Genomic DNA, 18,732 nt, shown 5'->3' on the forward strand with positions numbered 1-18,732 from the left:
AATAATAAGAGGCATGGATGAGCCAGCAGATGATTAACTATGAAGGCATCGAGCAACAGTCGGTTGCTCAATTTACGGAAAAAGCGTATCTGGATTACGCCATGTACGTCATTCTGGACAGAGCTTTACCGCACATTGGTGATGGTTTGAAACCCGTGCAAAGACGAATCATCTATGCCATGTCGGAGCTCGGCTTGAAAGCGTCTGCCAAATATAAGAAATCCGCCAGAACGGTCGGGGATGTGTTGGGTAAGTTCCACCCGCATGGGGATTCAGCCTGCTATGAAGCCATGGTGTTAATGGCGCAGGATTTTTCTTTCCGTTACCCATTAGTGGATGGGCAAGGAAACTGGGGCTCGGTGGATGACCCGAAATCCTTCGCTGCCATGCGTTATACCGAAGCCAAATTGTCGAAATTCAGTCAGCTCTTGTTGGAAGAAGCCGGGCAGGGCACCGTTGATTGGGTCCCTAATTTTGACGGCAGTCTGGATGAACCCAGCGTGTTGCCATCCCGTGTGCCGCATGTTCTGCTAAACGGCACTTCGGGGATTGCTGTGGGGATGGCAACTGATATTCCGCCACATAATTTGCGCGAAGTCGTGAATGCGTGTATTGCTTTACTGGACGATAAAAACATTTCTCACGAAGATTTGTGCGAGATTTTGCCGGGGCCGGATTACCCGAACCGGGCGTTGGTTATTACGCCAAAGGCCGAACGTCAGCGTTTGTATGAAACTGGCAGCGGTTCGATTCGCCAACGTGCGCATTATGAGGTTGAAGATGGCGTGAATGTAGTGGTCGATGCCTTGCCATTCCAAGTTTCCGGCGCCAAGGTGCTGGAGCAGATCGCTTCGCAGATGCGCGCTAAAAAACTGCCGATGGTCGTGGATTTACGAGATGAGTCGGATCACGAAAACCCGATTCGTTTGGTGATTGAATTGCGTTCCAAGCGCATTGATGTCGAAGCGGCCATGTTGCATTTGTTCGCAACCACCGATCTGGAAAGAAGTTATCGGGTGAACTTGAATGTCATCGGCTTAAATGGCCGTCCGCAAGTGAAAAGTTTGAAAGGAATTTTGTCGGAATGGTTGGTGTTCCGCACGGAAACGGTTCGTCGACGTTTGCAATACCGCTTGGATAAGGTGCTGGCTCGGTTACACATTCTGGATGGTTTGCTGGTTGCGTTTTTGAATATTGATGAAGTCATCGCCATTATTCGGGAAGAGGATAAGCCTAAACCCGTGTTAATGGAGCGGTTCGGTTTGACGGATATTCAAGCAGAAGCGGTGTTGGAGCTTAAATTACGTCACCTGGCTCGGTTGGAAGAAATGAAAATCCGAGGCGAACAGGAAGAACTGGAAGCCGAAAGACAAAAGATTGAAAAAATCCTCGGCAGCGCGGCGCGTATGAAAACCTTAGTGAAAAAAGAATTATTGGCCGATGCCGAAACCTATGGTGACGATCGCCGTTCACCGTTGAAAGAAGCGTCTCAGGCGCAGGCCATGAGCGAACAGGATTTGTTGCCGTCGGAAGCCATTACGGTGGTGTTGTCTGAAAACGGCTGGGTGCGTGCCGCGAAAGGGCATGACGTGGAAGGTGATTCGCTGGGGTATAAATCCGGAGATGCTTTTTGTGGTCAAGCCAGTGGCCAAAGCCGCCAAATGGCTGTCTTTATGGATAACACCGGTCGTTCTTACAGTCTGCCGGCCCACAGCTTGCCGTCGGCCAGAAGTCATGGTGAACCTTTGACTGGCCGTTTGAACCCTTCCGCCGGTGCCAGTTTCAAACAGGTATTGCTCGGTCAACCGAAGGAACAGTATATTTTGGCCAGTTCGTCCGGTTACGGTTTTATTACCGAGTTGGAAAACCTTTACTCGAAAAACAAAGCCGGTAAGGCGGCCATCAGTTTGCCGAAGGGCAGTCAGCTTTTGAAGCCGGCGAAAGTGTCGTCAGCCGATTGGGTGGTGGTTGTGACCGATGAACCGCGGATGCTGGTGTTTGAAATGTCTGAGCTGCCGGTGTTGGCAAAAGGAAAAGGCAATAAATTGATTCAGATGCCGAAAGAAACGTCGGTCCAGGCGGTTTTTGCCTTCCAGGCCGGGCAGAAAATTGAAATTGTTGCCGGTAAGTATGCGAAAGAGTTTGGGCCGACGGCCATTGAAGAGGCCTTTTCAAACCGGGCGAAACGCGGTGTGACGCTACCTCGAACCTTGAAAAAGGTAACGGATATTCGGTTGGCGGAATAGATTTGACAGTTTTTGGTATCCTTGTTGCTTAAACGAGATTAGGTAAATTTAAGACTGTCAAAAAAGTAGCCATTATGATTTCAAAACCTTTTTCAATACTTGTCGTCCTGGGGAGCATGATCGGGGGCTTCCTGATGGCGGGCGGCTCGCTTATTTCGTTGTGGCACCCTGCAGAATTGGTGATTATTCTCGGTTTGGGGCTGGGAGTCTTTTTGGGGTCGACGCCCGTGTACGTGTGGTTGAAGACCTTTACCTATATCGGTCGCTATTTTGCGGGCGGTCGCGTCAATAAAAAAATCTATATTGAGGTGCTCGGGTTGCTGGATGAGCTTTCGCGTTTGGCGCGGTCTCAGGGGCTGCTGGCCTTGGAAAACCATGTTGTGTCCCCGGAAAACAGCTCCATTTTCGCCAAATATCCGTTGGTGCTGAAGCACAAGGAACTGAAAAAATTTGTGGTCGATAACTTCAGCTATCTACTTCTGAACCCACCGCAATCTCTGAATTTTGAGAACTATCTGCACGACCAGATTGAAGACATTATGCAGTCGATGAATGAAGTGCCTAAGGCGACAGGTAAAATTGCTAATCTGATGCCTGGGTTTGGTATTATCGCCGCTGTTATGGGGGTGATTTTGACGATGAATTTGCTGGGCGGAGACATGGATGTGGCCGCTATCGGTAACTCCATTGGCGCGGCTTTAGTGGGTACTTTGACCGGTATTTTCGTGGCGTTCGCCGCCATTGCGCCATTTACGCATTCGGTTGAGGTCATGATTCGTCAGGATAAAGCCATTTTCATCGTTGTGGCGTCGTATTTGACGGCCTTTGCGCATGGTGTTTCACCGAGTATGGCAATGGAAATTGGTCGTCAGCGTGTTCCGCCGGAATTTGAAGTTCCGCGTGAAGGATAAACATTATGTCTAGACGCAAGCATCACGAAGAATGTTCCGAAGAGGGCGGGGCTTGGGAAATCGCCTTGGCCGATTTGATGACGACCTTGATGGTTTTCTTTTTGGTGATGTGGCTGACGTCGATTGTTGACCCGAGCAAACGGAAAGCATTTGTGGATGCATTGATTGGCGAAGGGGCCGGCGGGGAAAATATTTCCGCTGAAGAAACCAATTTACAAAGTGTGACGCCAATCGAAAGCTTGAAGCCGCCAATCACTACTCAGGAAGTCGAAGAGGCCATGTCTAAAGTGGACCCGAAAGACATTGATATTGAAGATACGCCGGAATACACCAAAATTACCCTGCGCTCGGACAGCTTCTTTGAGAGTGGGCGGGCCACCATTAACGATAAAACCCGTGAACAGTTGGAAAAGCTAGGCGAAACCTTGGCGGGGCGCGGCCAGAGACTCAGTATTACCGGTTACACCGACAGCATTCCCATTTCAAACCTGCAATTCCCGTCCAATTGGGAGCTTTCTGCCGCCCGTGCGGCGACGGTTGCCAGGACGTTTATTTATATGGGGGTGGATCCGTCGTTGATTACCATTGAAGGTAAGGCTGAAAACGAGCCGGTGGCACCGAATTCAACGCCTTATGGCCGTTCTTTGAATCGTCGCGTGATTATTCTGGTGGATAAAACGGCCGAGAAAAAGAAGACGTCGACCACCAATAAACCCGCATTCGATTTACAAAACCGTCCATAACTAAGCCATTAGTGGCGGCAGGTCTTGCAGTCCGGGTCTTTTGGTAAGTTGAGGGTTCGGAATTGCATGGTGTGCGCATCCATAATCATCAGCTTCCCCATCAGATTGGGTAAGTTCAGCAATACTTTAATGGCTTCAATCGCTTGCATGGAACCGACCATGCCTACCACCGGCGCTAAAACGCCGTTTTGACTACAGGTCAATTCTTGGCCCTGTTCTTCCTTATACAAGCACTGATAACAAGGCGTGTCCGACTGGCGGAAGTCGTAGGTGGTCAGCTGGCCTTCCCAGCGGATGGCCGCGCCGGAGACCAACGGAACGCCGTGGTTTCGGCATTGACGATTCAAAGCAAAACGGCTTTCAAAGTTGTCGGTGCAATCGAGCACGACGTCGGCGGTCGCCACTAAGTCCGCCAATTGGCTTTCTGTCAGCTTGGTCGCAACCGTTGAAATTTCAATGTGGCGATTTAACGCTTGTAGGTTGGCTTTGGCCGATGCCACTTTATCCTGGCCGATATTGGCTTCGCGATGAATTACCTGGCGTTGTAGGTTGGAATCGTCCACCTGATCGAAATCCACGAGTGTCAGTTTTCCAACACCGGCCGAAGCAAGGTAAAGCGCGGCCGGAGACCCTAATCCTCCGAGCCCGAAAATAACCGCATGCGATTGCGTCAAGGTGAGCTGGCCATCGTAATCGACGTCCGATAACAATATCTGGCGACTGTATCGAGACAATTCCGCATCATTGAGTTCGGTTTTATCAGAGGTCATAGGGGTTTCCTGTTTCGAATTTCGGTTATTTTACACCAGTTTCACTCGCGGCTGTTTTTGGCCACCGACCAATGGTAATGCGCGGTTGGTCGCCGTAATCGCGGCGGGTTTCGATGGACTCGAAGCCGTATTGATGAAATAAGGTCTGTACCGCCCCGGCCTGGTCGTAACCGTGTTCAAACATAAGCCACCCTCCCGGTACGAGGTGTTTATTCGCTTGTTGCAGAATCTGGGCGATGTCGTCTAGCCCCGTCTCGCCGGAGGTGAGTGCAGTCAAAGGTTCGAAACGGACATCGCCTTGGGTGAGGTGCGGGTCGTCCTCACAAACGTAGGGCGGGTTCGACACGATCAAGTCGAAGCGTTCCCCGGCCAGAGGCTCGAACCAATTGCCTGAGCAAAAACGAATGTCGAGGTCGAGACGTTGAGCATTTTCTTTGGCGACGGCCAACGCCTGAGAACTGAAATCAACGGCGGTGACGTGACAACTTGGGCAGCTGGAGGCCAGGGCGCAGGCAATGGCACCGGAACCGGTGCCCAAATCCAAAATCGACCAGGCCTGGTCGGTTTCAAGATTGGCTTCCGCTAATGTTTCCAAGGCGGTTTCGACCAATATTTCGGTGTCGGGACGGGGAATTAAGGTGGCTTCGGTGACTTTGAAGGATAACCCCCAGAATTCGCGGGTTTGCAAAATATGCGCCACTGGCGTGCCGGCCTGACGTTTGGTGATGTTTTCGAAAAATTGCTGGGTTTGCTCTTCGGTCAGAAGCGCTTCCGGCCAGGTGTAAAGGTAGGTTCGGTTGCGGTCGATGGCATGGGCCAGCAGCAGTTCCGCATCCAGGTCAATGGAATCGGAACCGCCGGTGCGGAGCATCTGTTTGGCGTTTGACAGGGCTTGCGCGATGGTCAGGGCCGTCATTCCGAGTCCTTTGCGCGTTAGGCGTCGTCGCTGAGCGCGGCCAGTTGTTCGGCCTGGTATTCATTAATGAGCGGGTCGATGACCTGTTCCAAACCACCTTGCATGACCTCGTCCAGTTTATACAGCGTGAGATTGACGCGGTGGTCGGTCACTCGGCCCTGTGGGTAGTTGTAGGTGCGAATACGCTCTGAGCGGTCACCGCTGCCGACCAGGCTTTTACGCTCTTGGGCAATTTCCTTATCGTGGGCGCGCTGGCGTTCGTCCATAATGCGCGCGGCCAGCAGTGACATGGCGCGGGCGCGGTTTTTGTGTTGTGAACGTTCGTCCTGACATTCCACAACTGTGCCCGTCGGTAAGTGGGTGATGCGGATGGCGGAGTCGGTTTTGTTGACGTGCTGACCACCGGCGCCGGAGGCGCGGAAGGTGTCCACTTTTAAATCGGCCGGGTTCAGGTCGATTTGTTCCACATCCGGCGCTTCGGCCATGATGACCACGGTGGCGGCGGAGGTGTGGACGCGGCCTTGTGTTTCAGTGGCAGGCACGCGTTGCACGCGGTGCGCACCGGATTCAAACTTCAGGCGTGAGTAGGCGCCGTCGCCGATGATGCGGGCGATGATTTCTTTATAGCCGCCATGTTCGCCTTCTTGAGCATTGATGATTTCCACCTGCCAGCGCATGGTTTCTGCATAACGGCTGTACATGCGAAAGAGGTCGCCGGCGAAAATCGCGGCTTCGTCGCCGCCAGTACCGGCACGGATTTCCAAAAAGATATTGGCGTCGTCGTTCGGGTCTTTTGGCAGTAGCATTTTTTGCAGATCGGCTTCTAACGTTTCCTGGGTTTTTTCCAGGCCTGGCAGTTCTTCCTGTCCCATTTCTTTCAGGTCAGGGTCGCCGGACTTGATCATGTCTTTGGCTTCCTGCAAGTCGGCGTCGTTTTCGATGAACTGGTTAAAGGCATCGACCACTGGCGTGAGTTGCGCATGCTCTTTGGTTAACTGGCGGAACTTGTCCTGGTTGCTAATGATTTCCGGGTCGGATAGCAAGTGGTTGACTTCGTCGAGGCGTTCTACCAGGTTTTCGAGTTTGCTGCGTATGGAGTCTTTCATGTGTTCGAGTGTCTCGTTTGAAATTTGGGATGATGGTCAAATGCGCGCGCGTGGCTAAGCGCGGGTGTCGGATTTGGCGTCGTCGGAATGTCCGGATAATAGAATCTGTGCGGCGGCGTCGACGACTTCTTTTTCGCCGCGGAGACCGGCCTGATGTAAGTTACTGGTCGGCGTATGCAGAATTTTGTTGGTCAACTGATTGGCGAGTTTGGTTATCAGTTCTTTCGGGTCGCCACCGTGTTCCAGGTGGTGTAAGGCTTCCGATAACGCTTGTTCTTTCAGGCTGTGGGCGTGATTACGGTAAGATTGAATAATCGGGCTGACCTGTTGGGTGGCCTGGTATTGCATCAGGAAGCTTTCGGCTTGCAGTTCGACGATTTCCTCGGCTTCCAGTGCGGCGTCTTTGCGAGAACGCTTATTCTCTTCAATAATTTCCTGCAAATCGTCGACGGTATATAAATAGGTATCGCTAAAGTCACCGATGGAGGGTTCGATGTCGCGCGGTACGGCAATGTCGACCATGAAAACCGGTTTGTTTCGACGTTGCTTAAGCGCGGCGCCAACCATGTCTTTTTTTAGAATCGGTTCCGGACTGGCGGTGGAGCTGATAATCATATCCGCTTCGTGCAAGTGGTCGGTGATTTCCGACAGGCTGATGGCGTAACCGCCCAAGCTTTCGGTCAATTGGTGCGCTTTACTCAGGGTGCGATTGGCGATAATCAGCTTGCCGATACGGCTTTCCTTAAGGTGGCGAGCGACCAGTTCGGTGGTTTCGCCGGCCCCGATTAATAACGCCGTTTGCTGTGACAAATCGCCGAAGAATTGTTTTGACAGCGCGACGGCGGAAAACGCGACCGATACCGGACTTGAGCCGATGGCCGTGTCGGTGCGCACTTGTTTGGCGGTTTTGAACACGTACTGGAAAAGGCTGTCGAGCGTTTGGTGTATGGTTTCGGATTTATGCGCCAGATTGTAGGCATCTTTGATTTGCCCGAGAATCTGCGGTTCTCCCAACACCAGTGAGTTGAGCCCGCTGGAAACCCGCATCATGTGTTTGATGGCGTCTAAGTCGGCGTATTCGTAAAGAAAGTCATCGATGCTTTGCGGGTCGAGCTGAAAGTAGGTATGCAACCAGTCGCGTAAGCACCGGGGGGAGTCCGCTTTTAACGTGGTGTAAATTTCGGTACGATTGCATGTCGAAAGAATCACACTTTCATTGGCAAGACCCTGGGCTCTCAACTCAGCCAGTGCGTCCTGCACTTCATCAGGTGAAAAAGAGACTTTTTCACGTATATCAACAGGCGCTGTTTCGTGGTTCACGCCTAAGACTAATAGTTTCATAGGGGGTCGATTTTGCCAACAGGGAAAATAATGCAATCAAAGAGGCGTAATTTTGCTAAATTATGGGTCTAATTGCAAGTTTTGAAAGTGTTTTCCGCGATTAAGCTGAAAAGCCTGGGGCGTTTCGTCGTTAAAATGACGAGATTGTGTTATAAATAGAGTCCTTAATGCGTTTAAACGCGGTTCAATATATTCTTTTTCAAACGGAGAACAGGTGCCAGGTTTGATTCATAAAACAATACGAAAAAGCTGGGTGTGGGGTGTGTGTTTGGCTGGCGTTTTCCAGTTGACGGCTTGCAGTCAGTTCCCGAAAGAAGAGGCGACGACGCCTGAGAGTACCTCGGTTGAACAACCGACGGAAGAAGGGGTTTATCAATCTGACGTTGAGACGGAAGCCGTACCGGCCGAAGTGCCGTCCGCCGAAATGGAACCGGACACCATGTATAAAATCATGGTGGGGGAAATGTTGGTTCAGAAAGGGCAACGAGCGAGTGCCTTTGGTGTCTTGTACCCGGTGGCGATGAAAACCCGCGACCCAGGCCTGGCGGAAAGAGTCTTTCAGTTGTCGATGGCGACTTATGATTTGAATGCCATTCAGGAGGCGGCTCAGCTCTGGCGGGATGTCTCGCCGGAAAAATCCATGGCCTGGAAGGCGTCTTATCTTATTTCGGTTCGGGAAGGCAAGGTCGGCGAGGCACTGGAATATTGGAAGCATTACCAGACCTTATCCGACGTGACACTGGAACAGGATTTGATTGCGACGTCCATTCGCGTCACGCAGGCGGCAAAGCCGGAATATGGCTTGGAATTTCTCACCGGTTTAAAAGATTTGTATCCAAATGAGGCCGCCGCTGTATTTGGCTTGGGAACCGCAGCGGAAGGGTATCAGCAGTATGAGGTGGCGATTCCCAATCTGGAAGAGGCCAGTAAGCGATACAAAAAGCGCTGGAAACAGAACGAAGACGACTTTACCGCGGAAAAGCTGTATCGCGAATCCAATCACCTGCTGGCGAATGCTTATTTGAAATCGAACCAGGCTTTGCTGGGATTGAAGCGTTTGTCTCCGTATATTGACGAAAACACCGATGATTGGCTGATGCAGGAACGTTTTGCACGTTTGGAGGTGAAGGCGGGGTATTTTGACGAAGCGGAAAAACGCTATTTGCGCATCGTTAAAAATGAGCCGAAAGCCTATACGTCGAAGTTATCGGCGGCGCTGTTGCGATTGGAAAGAAATGATTACGACGGGGCGGACAGTTTGCTGAAAGATTTGCAGAAGGTGCCGCAGTACCGTTCGACAGCCAATTATTACCTCGGGCTGTCGGCACAGGAGCAAGGTCACCTTGAAGACGCCATTTCTTATTATAAGCGTATCAATACCTCCGATTACCTGGTGGACGCTAAATTGCACATCGCGGAAATCGAGTTTTCCAAAATCGGTTTGGACCGTACCATTGAAAATTTGGAAGCGATTCAATCTGATCAGCCGGAAGAACAGGTGAAGATTCTGCGTGGTAAGGCGATCTTCTACAATATTGCGGGTGAAAAGCAAAAAGCGATTAATGAGTATCAGCAAGCGATTGATATTGACGACCAGAGAGCAGACCTTTATTTGATGCAGTCAATGCTGTATTACGACCTGAAACAGTTTGATGCTTATGAAGAGAATTTGGAAAAAGCTTTGGCCATCAATCCGAATGATGTCGATGCTCTGAACGCGTTGGGGTATTTTTATGTCGAGCAGGGCGGCGACCTGGACCGTGCTCAGAAGTTACTGGATAAAGCACTGGCGCTGGCCCCAAATCGTTTTTATGTGCTCGACAGCCGGGGTTGGCTAGCCTATCAGCAAGGAAACTATGAAGAAGCTGAGTCTTATTTAAAACAAGCTTTGGCCATTCAGATGGATGGCGAGGTGTTATTGCACCTGATTCAAACCGAATGGAAGCTTGGCAAAAAAGACGTGGCGGCCGAGCTTTGGAACGAGCACCATGAGAAATTTCCGGAGAATGAAGCGCTGCAACAGATTTTGCAGAAATTGTCCTCCGAGTAATGCGGCGTGAATCGCGCTTTGATTCGAAAAGAGGTTTTACTGTTTTGTGAAACTTTTTCTGAAAAAGAGCTTGATTTGCGGGAGGGAACATGGATAATACGCACCTGTCTTTTATGACAGCGATAAACAGTTGGGCTATCGCCAAGCGGTAAGGCAACGGGTTTTGATCCCGTCATGCGCAGGTTCGAATCCTGCTAGCCCAGCCATTATCCTATCCCGAATTCTTCAAATCATTTTTTTCCTGGCCTTTCGCCATAGGAGTTGCCTTTCAATGGCTTACAAAAATGTCCGATTATTTGCCGGAAACGCAAATGTTAGCCTGGCTGAGAATATCTCCTCCTCTATCGACATCCCCCTTGGAAAAGCAGACGTTGGCCGTTTCAGTGACGGTGAAATCATGGTTCAGATCAACGAATCCGTGCGTGGTAAAGACGTCTATGTCCTGCAACCCACTTGTACGCCGGAACCCGCCGTTAATTTGATGGAACTTCTGGTGATGATCGATGCCTTGAAGCGCGCTTCGGCGAAACGCATCACCGCCGTGGTACCGTATTATGGCTTTGCGCGCCAGGATCGCCGCCCGCATTCGGCTCGTGTGCCGATTACAGCGCGCTTGGCGGCGGACATGATTACCGTGGCCGGGGCCGACCGTTTGATTACGGTGGACTTGCATGCCGACCAAATTCAAGGCTTTTTCGATATTCCGGTGGATAACATTTACGGTTCACCGACACTGGTTGATGATATGCGTGCTTCCGGACACATTGCCGCCGATAAAATGATGGTGGTGTCTCCGGACATGGGCGGTGTGGTACGGGCTCGCGCCGTAGCGAAAGCGCTTGGCTGTGACATGGCGATTATCGACAAACGACGTCCGAAAGCCAATGTCGCACAAATCATGAACATCATCGGTGATGTCGAAGGGCGTGACTGTATTCTGGTGGACGACATGGTCGATACCGCTGGAACTTTGTGTAAAGCGGCTCAGGCTTTAAAAGAGCACGGTGCGAAGAGCGTGACCGCTTATGTGGTGCATGCCGTTTTATCGGGCCCGGCGGTCGAAAACATTAATAACTCTTGCCTGACCGAATTGGTGGTGACGGATACCATTCCGCTTTCCGCTGACGGCATGGCGTCTGAAAAAATCCGTCGTGTCAGTATTGCCCCGGTGCTGGGTGAGACCATTCGTCGCGTTCACCAAGAAGAATCGGTTTCCGAATTGATGCCGATTCGTTAAAACCACCAGGCCTGGTGGTTTTTCTATCTAATACTTTGTTTTTTCTGACTTTCCGCTTTAAGTTTCAACAAAATTCAGTATAATACCGCTCTTTGTTTCTGTGCTTGGTCGCGAGCATGGAGTGTTTGAGGATGTCATCCTCTTAATAACGGGTTTATTGCCCGGTTGAATGGAGTAATGAAAATGAGTCAAGTATGGACTGCAGAACTTCGTACTGAAGAAGGGAAAGGTGCGAGCCGCCGCCTTCGTCATGCGGGGAAAGTGCCTGCCATCATCTACGGTGGCGAGCAGGAAGCAAAATCAATCGCATTGGAAAGTCGCGTCATTGAACAGGCGTTGTCTGACGTTGATTTGTATAACACGGTTTTGACTATTGAAGGTGCCGGTGACGCTGAAACCTGCGTTATCAAAGATCTTCAGCGTCATCCAGCCACTGGGTTTGTCTCTCACATCGACTTCCAGCGCGCGTCGGATTCTTCACGTATCATTAAGCGTGTACCGCTGAATTTTGTCGGTCAAGCGTCTTCACCGGGTGTGAAAATGGGTGGTTTGATGTCATTCATGCAATCCAGCGTGGAAGTGTCTTGTTTGACTAAAAACCTTCCAACCGCAATTGAAGTTGACGTTTCCGGTTTGGAAGCCGGCACAAACCTACGTTTGTCTCAGCTATCCTTGCCTGAAGGCGTAGAATTGACTGCTTTGGCACACGGTAATACGGACTATGACCAAGCGGTTGTTGGTATCGGTAAAATCAAGCGTTAATTTTTAACGTTATTTGTTTGAAAGCCCGCATATGTCATCTGTAAAGCTCATTGTTGGTCTTGGTAATCCGGGGCAACAGTACGTACAGACTCGGCATAATGCGGGTTTTTGGTTTGTGGAGGACGTTGCCCGTCAATACGGTGTGCAATTTCGTCCAGAAACCAAATTTTTAGGCGAAGCGGCTCGTGTGCAGTCGTCCGGATTGGATGTCTGGTTATTGAAGCCGATGACTTTCATGAATCGCAGCGGCCAATCCATTCAGGCCATGGCCAAGTTTTATAAAATCGCCCCGGAAGAAATTCTGGTGGTACATGACGAGTTGGATTTGGAACCGGGCGTGGCGCGCTTGAAAAAAGGCGGCGGTCACGGCGGGCATAACGGCCTGCGCGATACCATTGCCGCGCTCGGTACAAAAGAGTTTCAACGTTTGCGGTTGGGAATCGGCCATCCCGGCAGCAGTAAACAGGTTGTCGATTATGTGCTCAAGGCACCGTCGAAAACCGAATTGGCCGCCATTGAAAACGCCGTGGATGAAGCCGGGCGGGTTTTGCCGGACATTCTGGACGGCAACATGGAAAAAGCCATGAATCGGTTGCACACGGCCACCTGATTCAGCGCGCAAAAACATTCAAATCATATTAATAAAGTTAACTTTGGGTTCAGGAGACAAACATGGGAATTAAGTGCGGAATTGTGGGGTTACCGAATGTCGGGAAATCAACCTTATTTAATGCGCTGACCAACGCCGGCATCGAATCGGCCAATTATCCGTTCTGTACGATTGAACCCAATGTCGGTGTGGTGCCGGTACCGGATGAGCGCGAACAGGCGTTGGCCGAAATCGTCAACCCGGAGCGCGTGTTGTCTGCCACGGTCGATTTTATGGACATCGCCGGTCTAGTGGAAGGGGCTTCCAAAGGGGAAGGCTTGGGGAACAAGTTCCTGGCCAATATCCGTGAAACCGATGCTATCGTTCAAGTGGTGCGTTGTTTTGAAAACGACGACATTGTGCATGTGGCCGGTAAGGTTAATCCATTGGCTGATATTGAAATTATCAATATGGAATTGACGTTGGCCGACATGGAGTCGTTGGAAAAAGCCGCCGAAAAACAGAAAAAACTGGGTAAAAGCGGTAATAAAGAAGCGCAAACCAAGCAAGCGCTCTTCGAACGCGTTTTGGCGGAAATTGAAGACGGTAAGTTAGTGCGTTTGGTGGATACAACCGATGACGAAAAAGCGATGTTGCGCGATTTGCATTTATTGACCATCAAGCCAATGATGTATATCGCCAACGTCAATGAAGACGGTTTTGAAAATAATACCATGTTGGACGAGGTGCGTGCTTTGGCCGCTGAGCAAGGTGCGATTGTCGTGCCGGTTTGTGCCGAAATCGAGGCCGAAATCGCTGAGTTGGATGACGATGAAAAAGCCGACTTCCTACAAGAAATGGGGTTGGAAGAACCGGGTTTGAACCGCGTGATTCGTGCCGCCTATGAACTGTTGGGCTTGCAAACCTATTTCACCGCCGGTGTGAAAGAAGTACGTGCCTGGACCGTGAAAAAAGGCGCGACCGCCCCGCAAGCCGCGGGCGTGATCCACACGGATTTTGAAAAAGGTTTCATTCGCGCCGAAGTCACCGCCTACACCGATTTTATCGAGCACAAAGGCGATTCCGGTGCCAAGGCGGCGGGCAAACAACGTCTTGAAGGCAAGGAATACATCGTCAAAGATGGCGATGTCATGCACTTCCGATTCAATGTCTAAAATCGCCAGGCCTGGCGATTTTGGCAAAAGCTTCATAAAAGTGTCAACAGGCAGTTGACATGGCGTCTAAAAATTCTATAATACGCCAATCTTTTTTGGCTACATAGCTCAGCTGGTTAGAGCACATCACTCATAATGATGGGGTCCCAGGTTCAAATCCCGGTGTAGCCACCACTTATTTCCAAAAGCCCGCTTTCTTGCGGGCTTTTTTATTTCTGCCCTATTTGAAATACTCTTACAAGTATTTATACTTAATCTACTTAATCCTTTATTGGAAGGCAGGGTCATGAAAACGTCATTTTGTTTTATGGATAAGTTGCTATAGTAGTTTGCTTTTGAAAGAAGGGCTTAAGTTCCTTTTGTTTGCGTTTTTAATAGAGTATAATTAATTTTTTATTAATGGTTATTATTCTCATTTGATGGAGTTGGACAATCGTATTGATACCTCGTTTTAACTCGGCGTTTTCCGTTCCAAAAATCCGTTCTGTGTTGCAGTGGTTTCTGTTTATTGTGCTGGCCTGGCTGTTAGGTGCATTGATCGCAAACCAGTTTAGCCGCGTAGAACCGCCATCATTGCCGTTGCTTAAAAACGGGGCTCAGGCCACTAAGGTGAACGGTCAACCGTCGTTTTTATTTGGTGATTTTAAAGCGGTCTTGGATCAAGAAGGCGAAGCGGCGGCGAATTTAGACGCGTTAAAGGAAACGAGGCTTAACCTCAAATTGGTAGGGGTGATCGATTATCCGAATCGTGGCTTGGCTTTGATTCAGCGAGGCGGCAAAAGTGAAGTTTATGGTGTGGGTGACGAGATTCAATCAGGAGTCACCTTATTAAATGTATTGGGTGATCAAGTCGTGATTTTAAATCGCGGCGCGCAAGAAAGGCTGGTTTTGGAGGGCTTGAATAACCAATTGCTTCAATCTTCAAACAAGCCCCAAACTCCTCATGACAACAGGGCCTCAACCCCAACGATGCGTTTGACCGAAATTGGCCGGCAACTCAAACGCTCACCCATGTCGATTTCCCAATATTTACGGTTTGAACCGATCAACCAGGGCGGCAAATGGGTGGCGGTTAAAATCTGGTCGAAATCGGATCAAGCCTTATTCCGTTCGCTTGGGTTTGAGGAGGGGGATCGGGTGACATTAATTAATGGTAAAACGATCAACGAAATGGCCAAAAATCCAGCCCTGTGGCGAGAATTTTTGAATGAAAGCAAAATGGATTTGACGGTTGAACGCAATGGTGTGCCGGAAACCGTGGCGGTTCAGTTCGGCAGTTAAGGTACAAATACGATTTATGAATGATACGAAACATACGCTGAAGTTCAGCACAGCCCTGATGGTCGCTTTGGCCTTAAACCTCCTTTGGATGCCAAAGTTGATGGCAGCAGACGAGACGCCGAACAAAGCCGCAACCTTAAAGCAAAACTTTCAAAACGTCGATATTAAAACGGTGATTGAAGCCGTTGCGAAATTGACCGGCAAAAATTTTATTATCGATCCGCGGGTCAAAGGCAAGGTGACACTGATTGCGCCGGAACCGATGCCGCCGGAAGCCCTCTACGAAACCCTGTTGTCGATTTTACGCGTGCACGATTATGTAGCGGTGCCGGGTGAAACCGCGATTCGGATTATTCCGGCCAATTTGGCGCGGGATCAGGTGCCTTATGAAAAACGTAAACAATTCGAGACCGATGACTGGGTAACGGAAGTTCTGAAAGTGAAGCATGTTTCGGCCACGAAGCTGGTGGCGGTGTTGCGCCCTTTAGTCGCGCGTGAAGGTCATTTGGTCGCGCTTCAAGACAGTAACCGTTTGATTGTGACTGACAGCCGTGCCAACCTGAAACGTATTAAAAGTATTTTAGCGCGTGTCGATGTCTCGCCAACGGCCAGTTATGAAGTGGTTTCCATCAAAAACGGGTCGGCGGAAGAGATGGTGCGTAGCTTGAAGAATTTATTGCCGGAAAGCGCTAATGGTCGAAATTTGAAAATGAATTTTGATGAGCGTTCCAATCGAATTATTCTGGCGGGTGATGCCGAGCAACGTTTAGCAATGCGAGCCTTGATTGCGGAATTGGATGTGCCGGTTGAATCGTCTGGGCGGGTTCAGGTGGTGTATTTGCGATATGCCAAAGCGGAAGATTTGGTACCGGTGTTAAAGAAGTTGGCAACCAATGAATCTTTGTTGAACAGCGTTGCCGGGCTGGAAGGTCAGCCAGCGGGCGGGGCGCAAAAAGCCACGCCGATGCAAGTCTCTAATTTGGACAAAAGCGCCTTGGAAGAGCGCATCAGTATTGAAGCCGATGAACGAACCAACTCCGTTATTATTAGTGCGCCACCACCGATTGTGACGGCCTTGAAAGGGGTGGTGAAAGAGCTGGATATTCGTCGTGCCCAGGTTTTAATCGAAGCGATCTTGGTAGAAGTAACGGAATCTAAGCAGGCCGAACTCGGAGTTGACTGGGTTGCGAATGGGCCAAACGGTGTCGGCTTAATTAACTTTTCCGGCACCATTCCAACTCTGGTAGCCAATGCGGGGAATCCGGCAGCGCAAGCCAGTGCCATTGGCATCGGGGCTACCGCAGCGATGGGGGAAATCAGCGCCAATAACCAGGGGTGGGGCGCGCTGATTCGAGCTTTAAACAGCGACAATCAGGCTAATGTCTTGGCGACACCGACTCTGTTGACTTTGGACAATGAAGAAGCTGAAATTATTGTCGGTAAGGAAGTGCCGTTTCAAACCGGTAGCTATACCACCAACAGCAGTGGTTCCAGCAACCCTTTTACCACGGTGGAGCGTCAGGAAGTTGGTTTGAAGCTGAAAATCAAACCGCAAATCAATGAAGGGGATGAAGTGTTCCTGGAAGTGGATCAGGAATTGTCCAGCGTCTTGCCGGCCGATGGGGCCGTGGATTTGCAGACATCCAAGCGCCAGATTAAAACCAATATTATTGTCGGTGACGGCAAGATGATTGTATTAGGAGGCTTGCTGGACGAACGTGAAACCGAAGTTACGTCAAAAATACCAGGCCTGGGCGATATTCCGCTTTTGGGTGGTCTGTTTCGTTCCAAGCAAAATAAGCGTGAAAAAGTGAACCTGATGATTTTCTTACGGACGGTTATCGTCAAAAATAACCGGATGGGCGACTATTACAGTAATAAAAAATACAATATCTTACGTGAGTCACAAAACCGTATTCTCGAAAAAGACTCGGAAATGCTGGAAGGCTTGAAGCCGCGCATGCCGACTCTGAAACAGTGGGAAAATATGGATCCGGCGACGCCTTATGGTCATGATGAACCGACGCCAAAAGCCTCTGGAAAACCAACTAAAAAGCCCCCCGCGGAATCGTCTGAAGCCTTCGAGTCCGAAGAAGCCTCAGAGATGATTGATACCGAGCCGTTCCATGACGAACTATTAGGATTCTAAGATGGAACTGCCGTTTGCCTTTGCCCGAAAAAATGGTTTGGTGTTGGTGCGTCAGCCGGATGAACAGTATGTGCTGTTTCATATAGACACAACGCCATTAGATGCCCTGCTGGAAGTCAAACGTCTGCTCGGAGCCGAGGGTTGCCGTCTAAAATCGGTTTCCGAAACCGAGTTGGAAAAAGAACTGCAACGGCGTTATACCGGTTCGGAAAGCACGTCAATCGATAATGTTGATGATTTTGAGCTAGACGATTTGGAACTGGTGGCGGCCCAAGCCAGCGAGGCCGAAGATTTATTGGACAGTTCCGACGATGCGCCGATTATCCGCTTGTTGAACGCCATTCTGGCCGAGGCGATTCGTTCCAACGCTTCCGATATCCACATTGAACCGTTTGAAAACCAACTTCGTATCCGCTTTCGCATCGACGGCCAGTTGAAAACCGTGCTGACCCCGAAAAAAGCCTTGTCGGAAATGTTGGCGTCGCGGATCAAGGTCATGGCGCGTTTGGATATCGCTGAAAAGCGCTTGCCGCAGGATGGGCGCATCGCCACGAAACTTGGTGGTCGCGCCGTGGATTTGCGGGTGTCGACCATCCCATCCAGTTTTGGTGAACGAGTGGTCATGCGTTTGTTGGACAAAAGTGCTGGGCGCCTTAATTTGGTGGATTTGGGCTTACCGGATACTCAGCTGCAAACACTCAAGCAGCTTTTAAATAAACCGCACGGTATTTTATTGGTAACCGGGCCGACGGGTTCAGGGAAAACCACCACGCTGTATGCCAGCCTGAGTCGCTTGAATGACAACCAACGGAACATCATGACGATTGAAGACCCGGTGGAATATAACATTGAAGGCATTAACCAAACGCAGGTGAATACAAAAGCCGATATGACCTTTGCAAAAGGTCTGCGCGCCATCCTGCGACAAGACCCGGATGTGGTGATGATTGGGGAAATCCGCGACATCGAAACCGCGCAGATTGCAGTGCAATCTTCTTTAACGGGGCACTTAGTGCTTTCCACCTTGCACACCAATACCGCCATCGGTGCGATTACCCGTTTACGCGATATGGGCGTCGAACCCTTTTTGCTGGCTTCCAGCCTGTTGGGCGTGATGGCGCAACGCCTGGTGCGCCGTTTGTGTCCGCATTGTAAAACCGAACATCCGGCGGACGAAGCCGAATGTGAGTTGCTTGGCGTTTCCGAGGCCACGTTGTTTCAGGCCGAAGGCTGTGAACACTGCCGACAAACCGGCTATCAAGGTCGTATCGGGATTTATGAGCTGATTGCGATTGACGACGCTTTGCGGCAAATGATTCACAGCGACGCGTCCGAGATTGAAATGGATCGCTATGCGCACCAAAAAATGCCGTCCATTCATCAAAGCGGCATTCAACTGGTGTTGAATGGCGAGACCAGTTTGGAAGAAGTGTTACGGGTTACGCAGCAATAATTT

The 18,732-nt window shown here is 50.2% G+C and carries 15 protein-coding genes and 2 tRNA genes; 13 read left to right on the plus strand and 4 right to left on the minus strand.

The window, feature by feature from the left end:
* The first annotated feature begins 17 nt into the window (after positions 1 to 17).
* The 3 genes from parC to AC0KH7_RS01715 all read left to right on the plus strand — a co-directional run bounded on the left by parC (position 18) and on the right by AC0KH7_RS01715 (position 3,900).
* Positions 18 to 2,246, plus strand: a complete 2,229-nt coding sequence (parC, locus tag AC0KH7_RS01705; RefSeq protein WP_472370116.1) for a DNA topoisomerase IV subunit A — start codon at positions 18 to 20, stop codon at positions 2,244 to 2,246.
* A 74-nt stretch (positions 2,247 to 2,320) separates the two neighbouring features.
* Positions 2,321 to 3,157, plus strand: a complete 837-nt coding sequence (locus AC0KH7_RS01710; protein ID WP_472370118.1) for a motility-associated protein — start codon at positions 2,321 to 2,323, stop codon at positions 3,155 to 3,157.
* Between the two features lie 5 nt (positions 3,158 to 3,162).
* The gene (locus AC0KH7_RS01715; protein WP_472370120.1) at positions 3,163 to 3,900 is read left to right on the plus strand and encodes an OmpA/MotB family protein; all 738 of its coding nucleotides are present in this window, start codon (positions 3,163 to 3,165) and stop codon (positions 3,898 to 3,900) included.
* An 8-nt stretch (positions 3,901 to 3,908) separates the two neighbouring features.
* Here the strand turns inward: AC0KH7_RS01715 and AC0KH7_RS01720 are convergent, their stop codons facing one another.
* The 4 genes from AC0KH7_RS01720 to hemA are packed head-to-tail and all read right to left on the minus strand — an operon-like array spanning position 3,909 to position 8,033.
* Positions 3,909 to 4,670 (minus strand): HesA/MoeB/ThiF family protein, encoded by a 762-nt coding sequence (locus AC0KH7_RS01720; protein ID WP_472370122.1) that lies wholly within the window; start codon positions 4,668 to 4,670, stop codon positions 3,909 to 3,911.
* Positions 4,671 to 4,695: 25 nt separating this feature from the next.
* On the minus strand, positions 4,696 to 5,586 hold the full coding sequence (gene prmC / locus AC0KH7_RS01725) for a peptide chain release factor N(5)-glutamine methyltransferase (RefSeq protein WP_472370124.1): 891 nt from the start codon (positions 5,584 to 5,586) through the stop codon (positions 4,696 to 4,698).
* 17 nt (positions 5,587 to 5,603) lie between these two features.
* Positions 5,604 to 6,692 (minus strand): peptide chain release factor 1, encoded by a 1,089-nt coding sequence (prfA, locus tag AC0KH7_RS01730; RefSeq protein WP_472370126.1) that lies wholly within the window; start codon positions 6,690 to 6,692, stop codon positions 5,604 to 5,606.
* A gap of 54 nt (positions 6,693 to 6,746) precedes the next feature.
* Positions 6,747 to 8,033 carry a glutamyl-tRNA reductase gene (gene hemA, locus AC0KH7_RS01735; RefSeq protein ID WP_472370127.1) on the minus strand — a complete coding sequence of 429 codons (1,287 nt, stop codon included), beginning with the start codon at positions 8,031 to 8,033 and terminating at the stop codon, positions 6,747 to 6,749.
* A gap of 223 nt (positions 8,034 to 8,256) precedes the next feature.
* Here hemA and AC0KH7_RS01740 point away from each other — a divergent pair, with 223 nt between their 5' ends.
* From AC0KH7_RS01740 to gspE, 10 genes are all read left to right on the plus strand, one after another.
* Positions 8,257 to 10,083: a tetratricopeptide repeat protein gene (locus AC0KH7_RS01740; protein ID WP_472370128.1), complete on the plus strand. Its 1,827-nt coding sequence runs from the start codon at positions 8,257 to 8,259 to the stop codon at positions 10,081 to 10,083.
* Between the two features lie 131 nt (positions 10,084 to 10,214).
* Positions 10,215 to 10,289: transfer RNA gene (locus AC0KH7_RS01745), tRNA-Gln, on the plus strand.
* A gap of 65 nt (positions 10,290 to 10,354) precedes the next feature.
* On the plus strand, positions 10,355 to 11,320 hold the full coding sequence (locus AC0KH7_RS01750; RefSeq protein ID WP_472370130.1) for a ribose-phosphate pyrophosphokinase: 966 nt from the start codon (positions 10,355 to 10,357) through the stop codon (positions 11,318 to 11,320).
* Positions 11,321 to 11,503: 183 nt separating this feature from the next.
* Entirely contained in the window at positions 11,504 to 12,082 is a 579-nt protein-coding gene (locus tag AC0KH7_RS01755) for a 50S ribosomal protein L25/general stress protein Ctc (protein ID WP_472370132.1), read from the plus strand.
* A gap of 31 nt (positions 12,083 to 12,113) precedes the next feature.
* On the plus strand, positions 12,114 to 12,692 hold the full coding sequence (gene pth / locus AC0KH7_RS01760; RefSeq protein ID WP_472370134.1) for an aminoacyl-tRNA hydrolase: 579 nt from the start codon (positions 12,114 to 12,116) through the stop codon (positions 12,690 to 12,692).
* Between the two features lie 62 nt (positions 12,693 to 12,754).
* Positions 12,755 to 13,846, plus strand: coding sequence for a redox-regulated ATPase YchF (ychF, locus tag AC0KH7_RS01765; RefSeq protein ID WP_472370135.1), 1,092 nt, complete (start codon positions 12,755 to 12,757; stop codon positions 13,844 to 13,846).
* A 97-nt stretch (positions 13,847 to 13,943) separates the two neighbouring features.
* Positions 13,944 to 14,020, plus strand: a tRNA-Met gene (locus AC0KH7_RS01770).
* Positions 14,021 to 14,284: 264 nt separating this feature from the next.
* Positions 14,285 to 15,127, plus strand: a complete 843-nt coding sequence (gene gspC, locus AC0KH7_RS01775) for a type II secretion system protein GspC (RefSeq protein ID WP_472370136.1) — start codon at positions 14,285 to 14,287, stop codon at positions 15,125 to 15,127.
* A 16-nt stretch (positions 15,128 to 15,143) separates the two neighbouring features.
* Positions 15,144 to 17,276, plus strand: a complete 2,133-nt coding sequence (gspD, locus tag AC0KH7_RS01780; RefSeq protein ID WP_472370138.1) for a type II secretion system secretin GspD — start codon at positions 15,144 to 15,146, stop codon at positions 17,274 to 17,276.
* 1 nt (position 17,277) lies between these two features.
* On the plus strand, positions 17,278 to 18,729 hold the full coding sequence (gene gspE / locus AC0KH7_RS01785) for a type II secretion system ATPase GspE (RefSeq protein ID WP_472370139.1): 1,452 nt from the start codon (positions 17,278 to 17,280) through the stop codon (positions 18,727 to 18,729).
* Positions 18,730 to 18,732: the final 3 nt, after the last annotated feature.

Origin of the sequence: Hydrogenovibrio sp. (assembly GCF_965140365.1) — a bacterium.
Classification (GTDB): domain Bacteria; phylum Pseudomonadota; class Gammaproteobacteria; order Thiomicrospirales; family Thiomicrospiraceae; genus Hydrogenovibrio.

What these genes read in the sequence shown, in the direction of transcription:
- AC0KH7_RS01720 (WP_472370122.1), bottom strand. Translation starts at nt 4,670, where the DNA reads ATGACCTCTGATAAAACCGAACTCAATGATGCGGAATTGTCTCGATAC.
- hemA (WP_472370127.1), bottom strand. Translation starts at nt 8,033, where the DNA reads ATGAAACTATTAGTCTTAGGCGTGAACCACGAAACAGCGCCTGTTGAT.
- prfA (WP_472370126.1), bottom strand. Translation starts at nt 6,692, where the DNA reads ATGAAAGACTCCATACGCAGCAAACTCGAAAACCTGGTAGAACGCCTC.
- ychF (WP_472370135.1), top strand. Translation starts at nt 12,755, where the DNA reads ATGGGAATTAAGTGCGGAATTGTGGGGTTACCGAATGTCGGGAAATCA.
- prmC (WP_472370124.1), bottom strand. Translation starts at nt 5,586, where the DNA reads ATGACGGCCCTGACCATCGCGCAAGCCCTGTCAAACGCCAAACAGATG.
- AC0KH7_RS01715 (WP_472370120.1), top strand. Translation starts at nt 3,163, where the DNA reads ATGTCTAGACGCAAGCATCACGAAGAATGTTCCGAAGAGGGCGGGGCT.
- AC0KH7_RS01755 (WP_472370132.1), top strand. Translation starts at nt 11,504, where the DNA reads ATGAGTCAAGTATGGACTGCAGAACTTCGTACTGAAGAAGGGAAAGGT.
- pth (WP_472370134.1), top strand. Translation starts at nt 12,114, where the DNA reads ATGTCATCTGTAAAGCTCATTGTTGGTCTTGGTAATCCGGGGCAACAG.
- AC0KH7_RS01750 (WP_472370130.1), top strand. Translation starts at nt 10,355, where the DNA reads ATGGCTTACAAAAATGTCCGATTATTTGCCGGAAACGCAAATGTTAGC.
- AC0KH7_RS01710 (WP_472370118.1), top strand. Translation starts at nt 2,321, where the DNA reads ATGATTTCAAAACCTTTTTCAATACTTGTCGTCCTGGGGAGCATGATC.
- gspD (WP_472370138.1), top strand. Translation starts at nt 15,144, where the DNA reads ATGAATGATACGAAACATACGCTGAAGTTCAGCACAGCCCTGATGGTC.
- gspE (WP_472370139.1), top strand. Translation starts at nt 17,278, where the DNA reads ATGGAACTGCCGTTTGCCTTTGCCCGAAAAAATGGTTTGGTGTTGGTG.
- parC (WP_472370116.1), top strand. Translation starts at nt 18, where the DNA reads ATGAGCCAGCAGATGATTAACTATGAAGGCATCGAGCAACAGTCGGTT.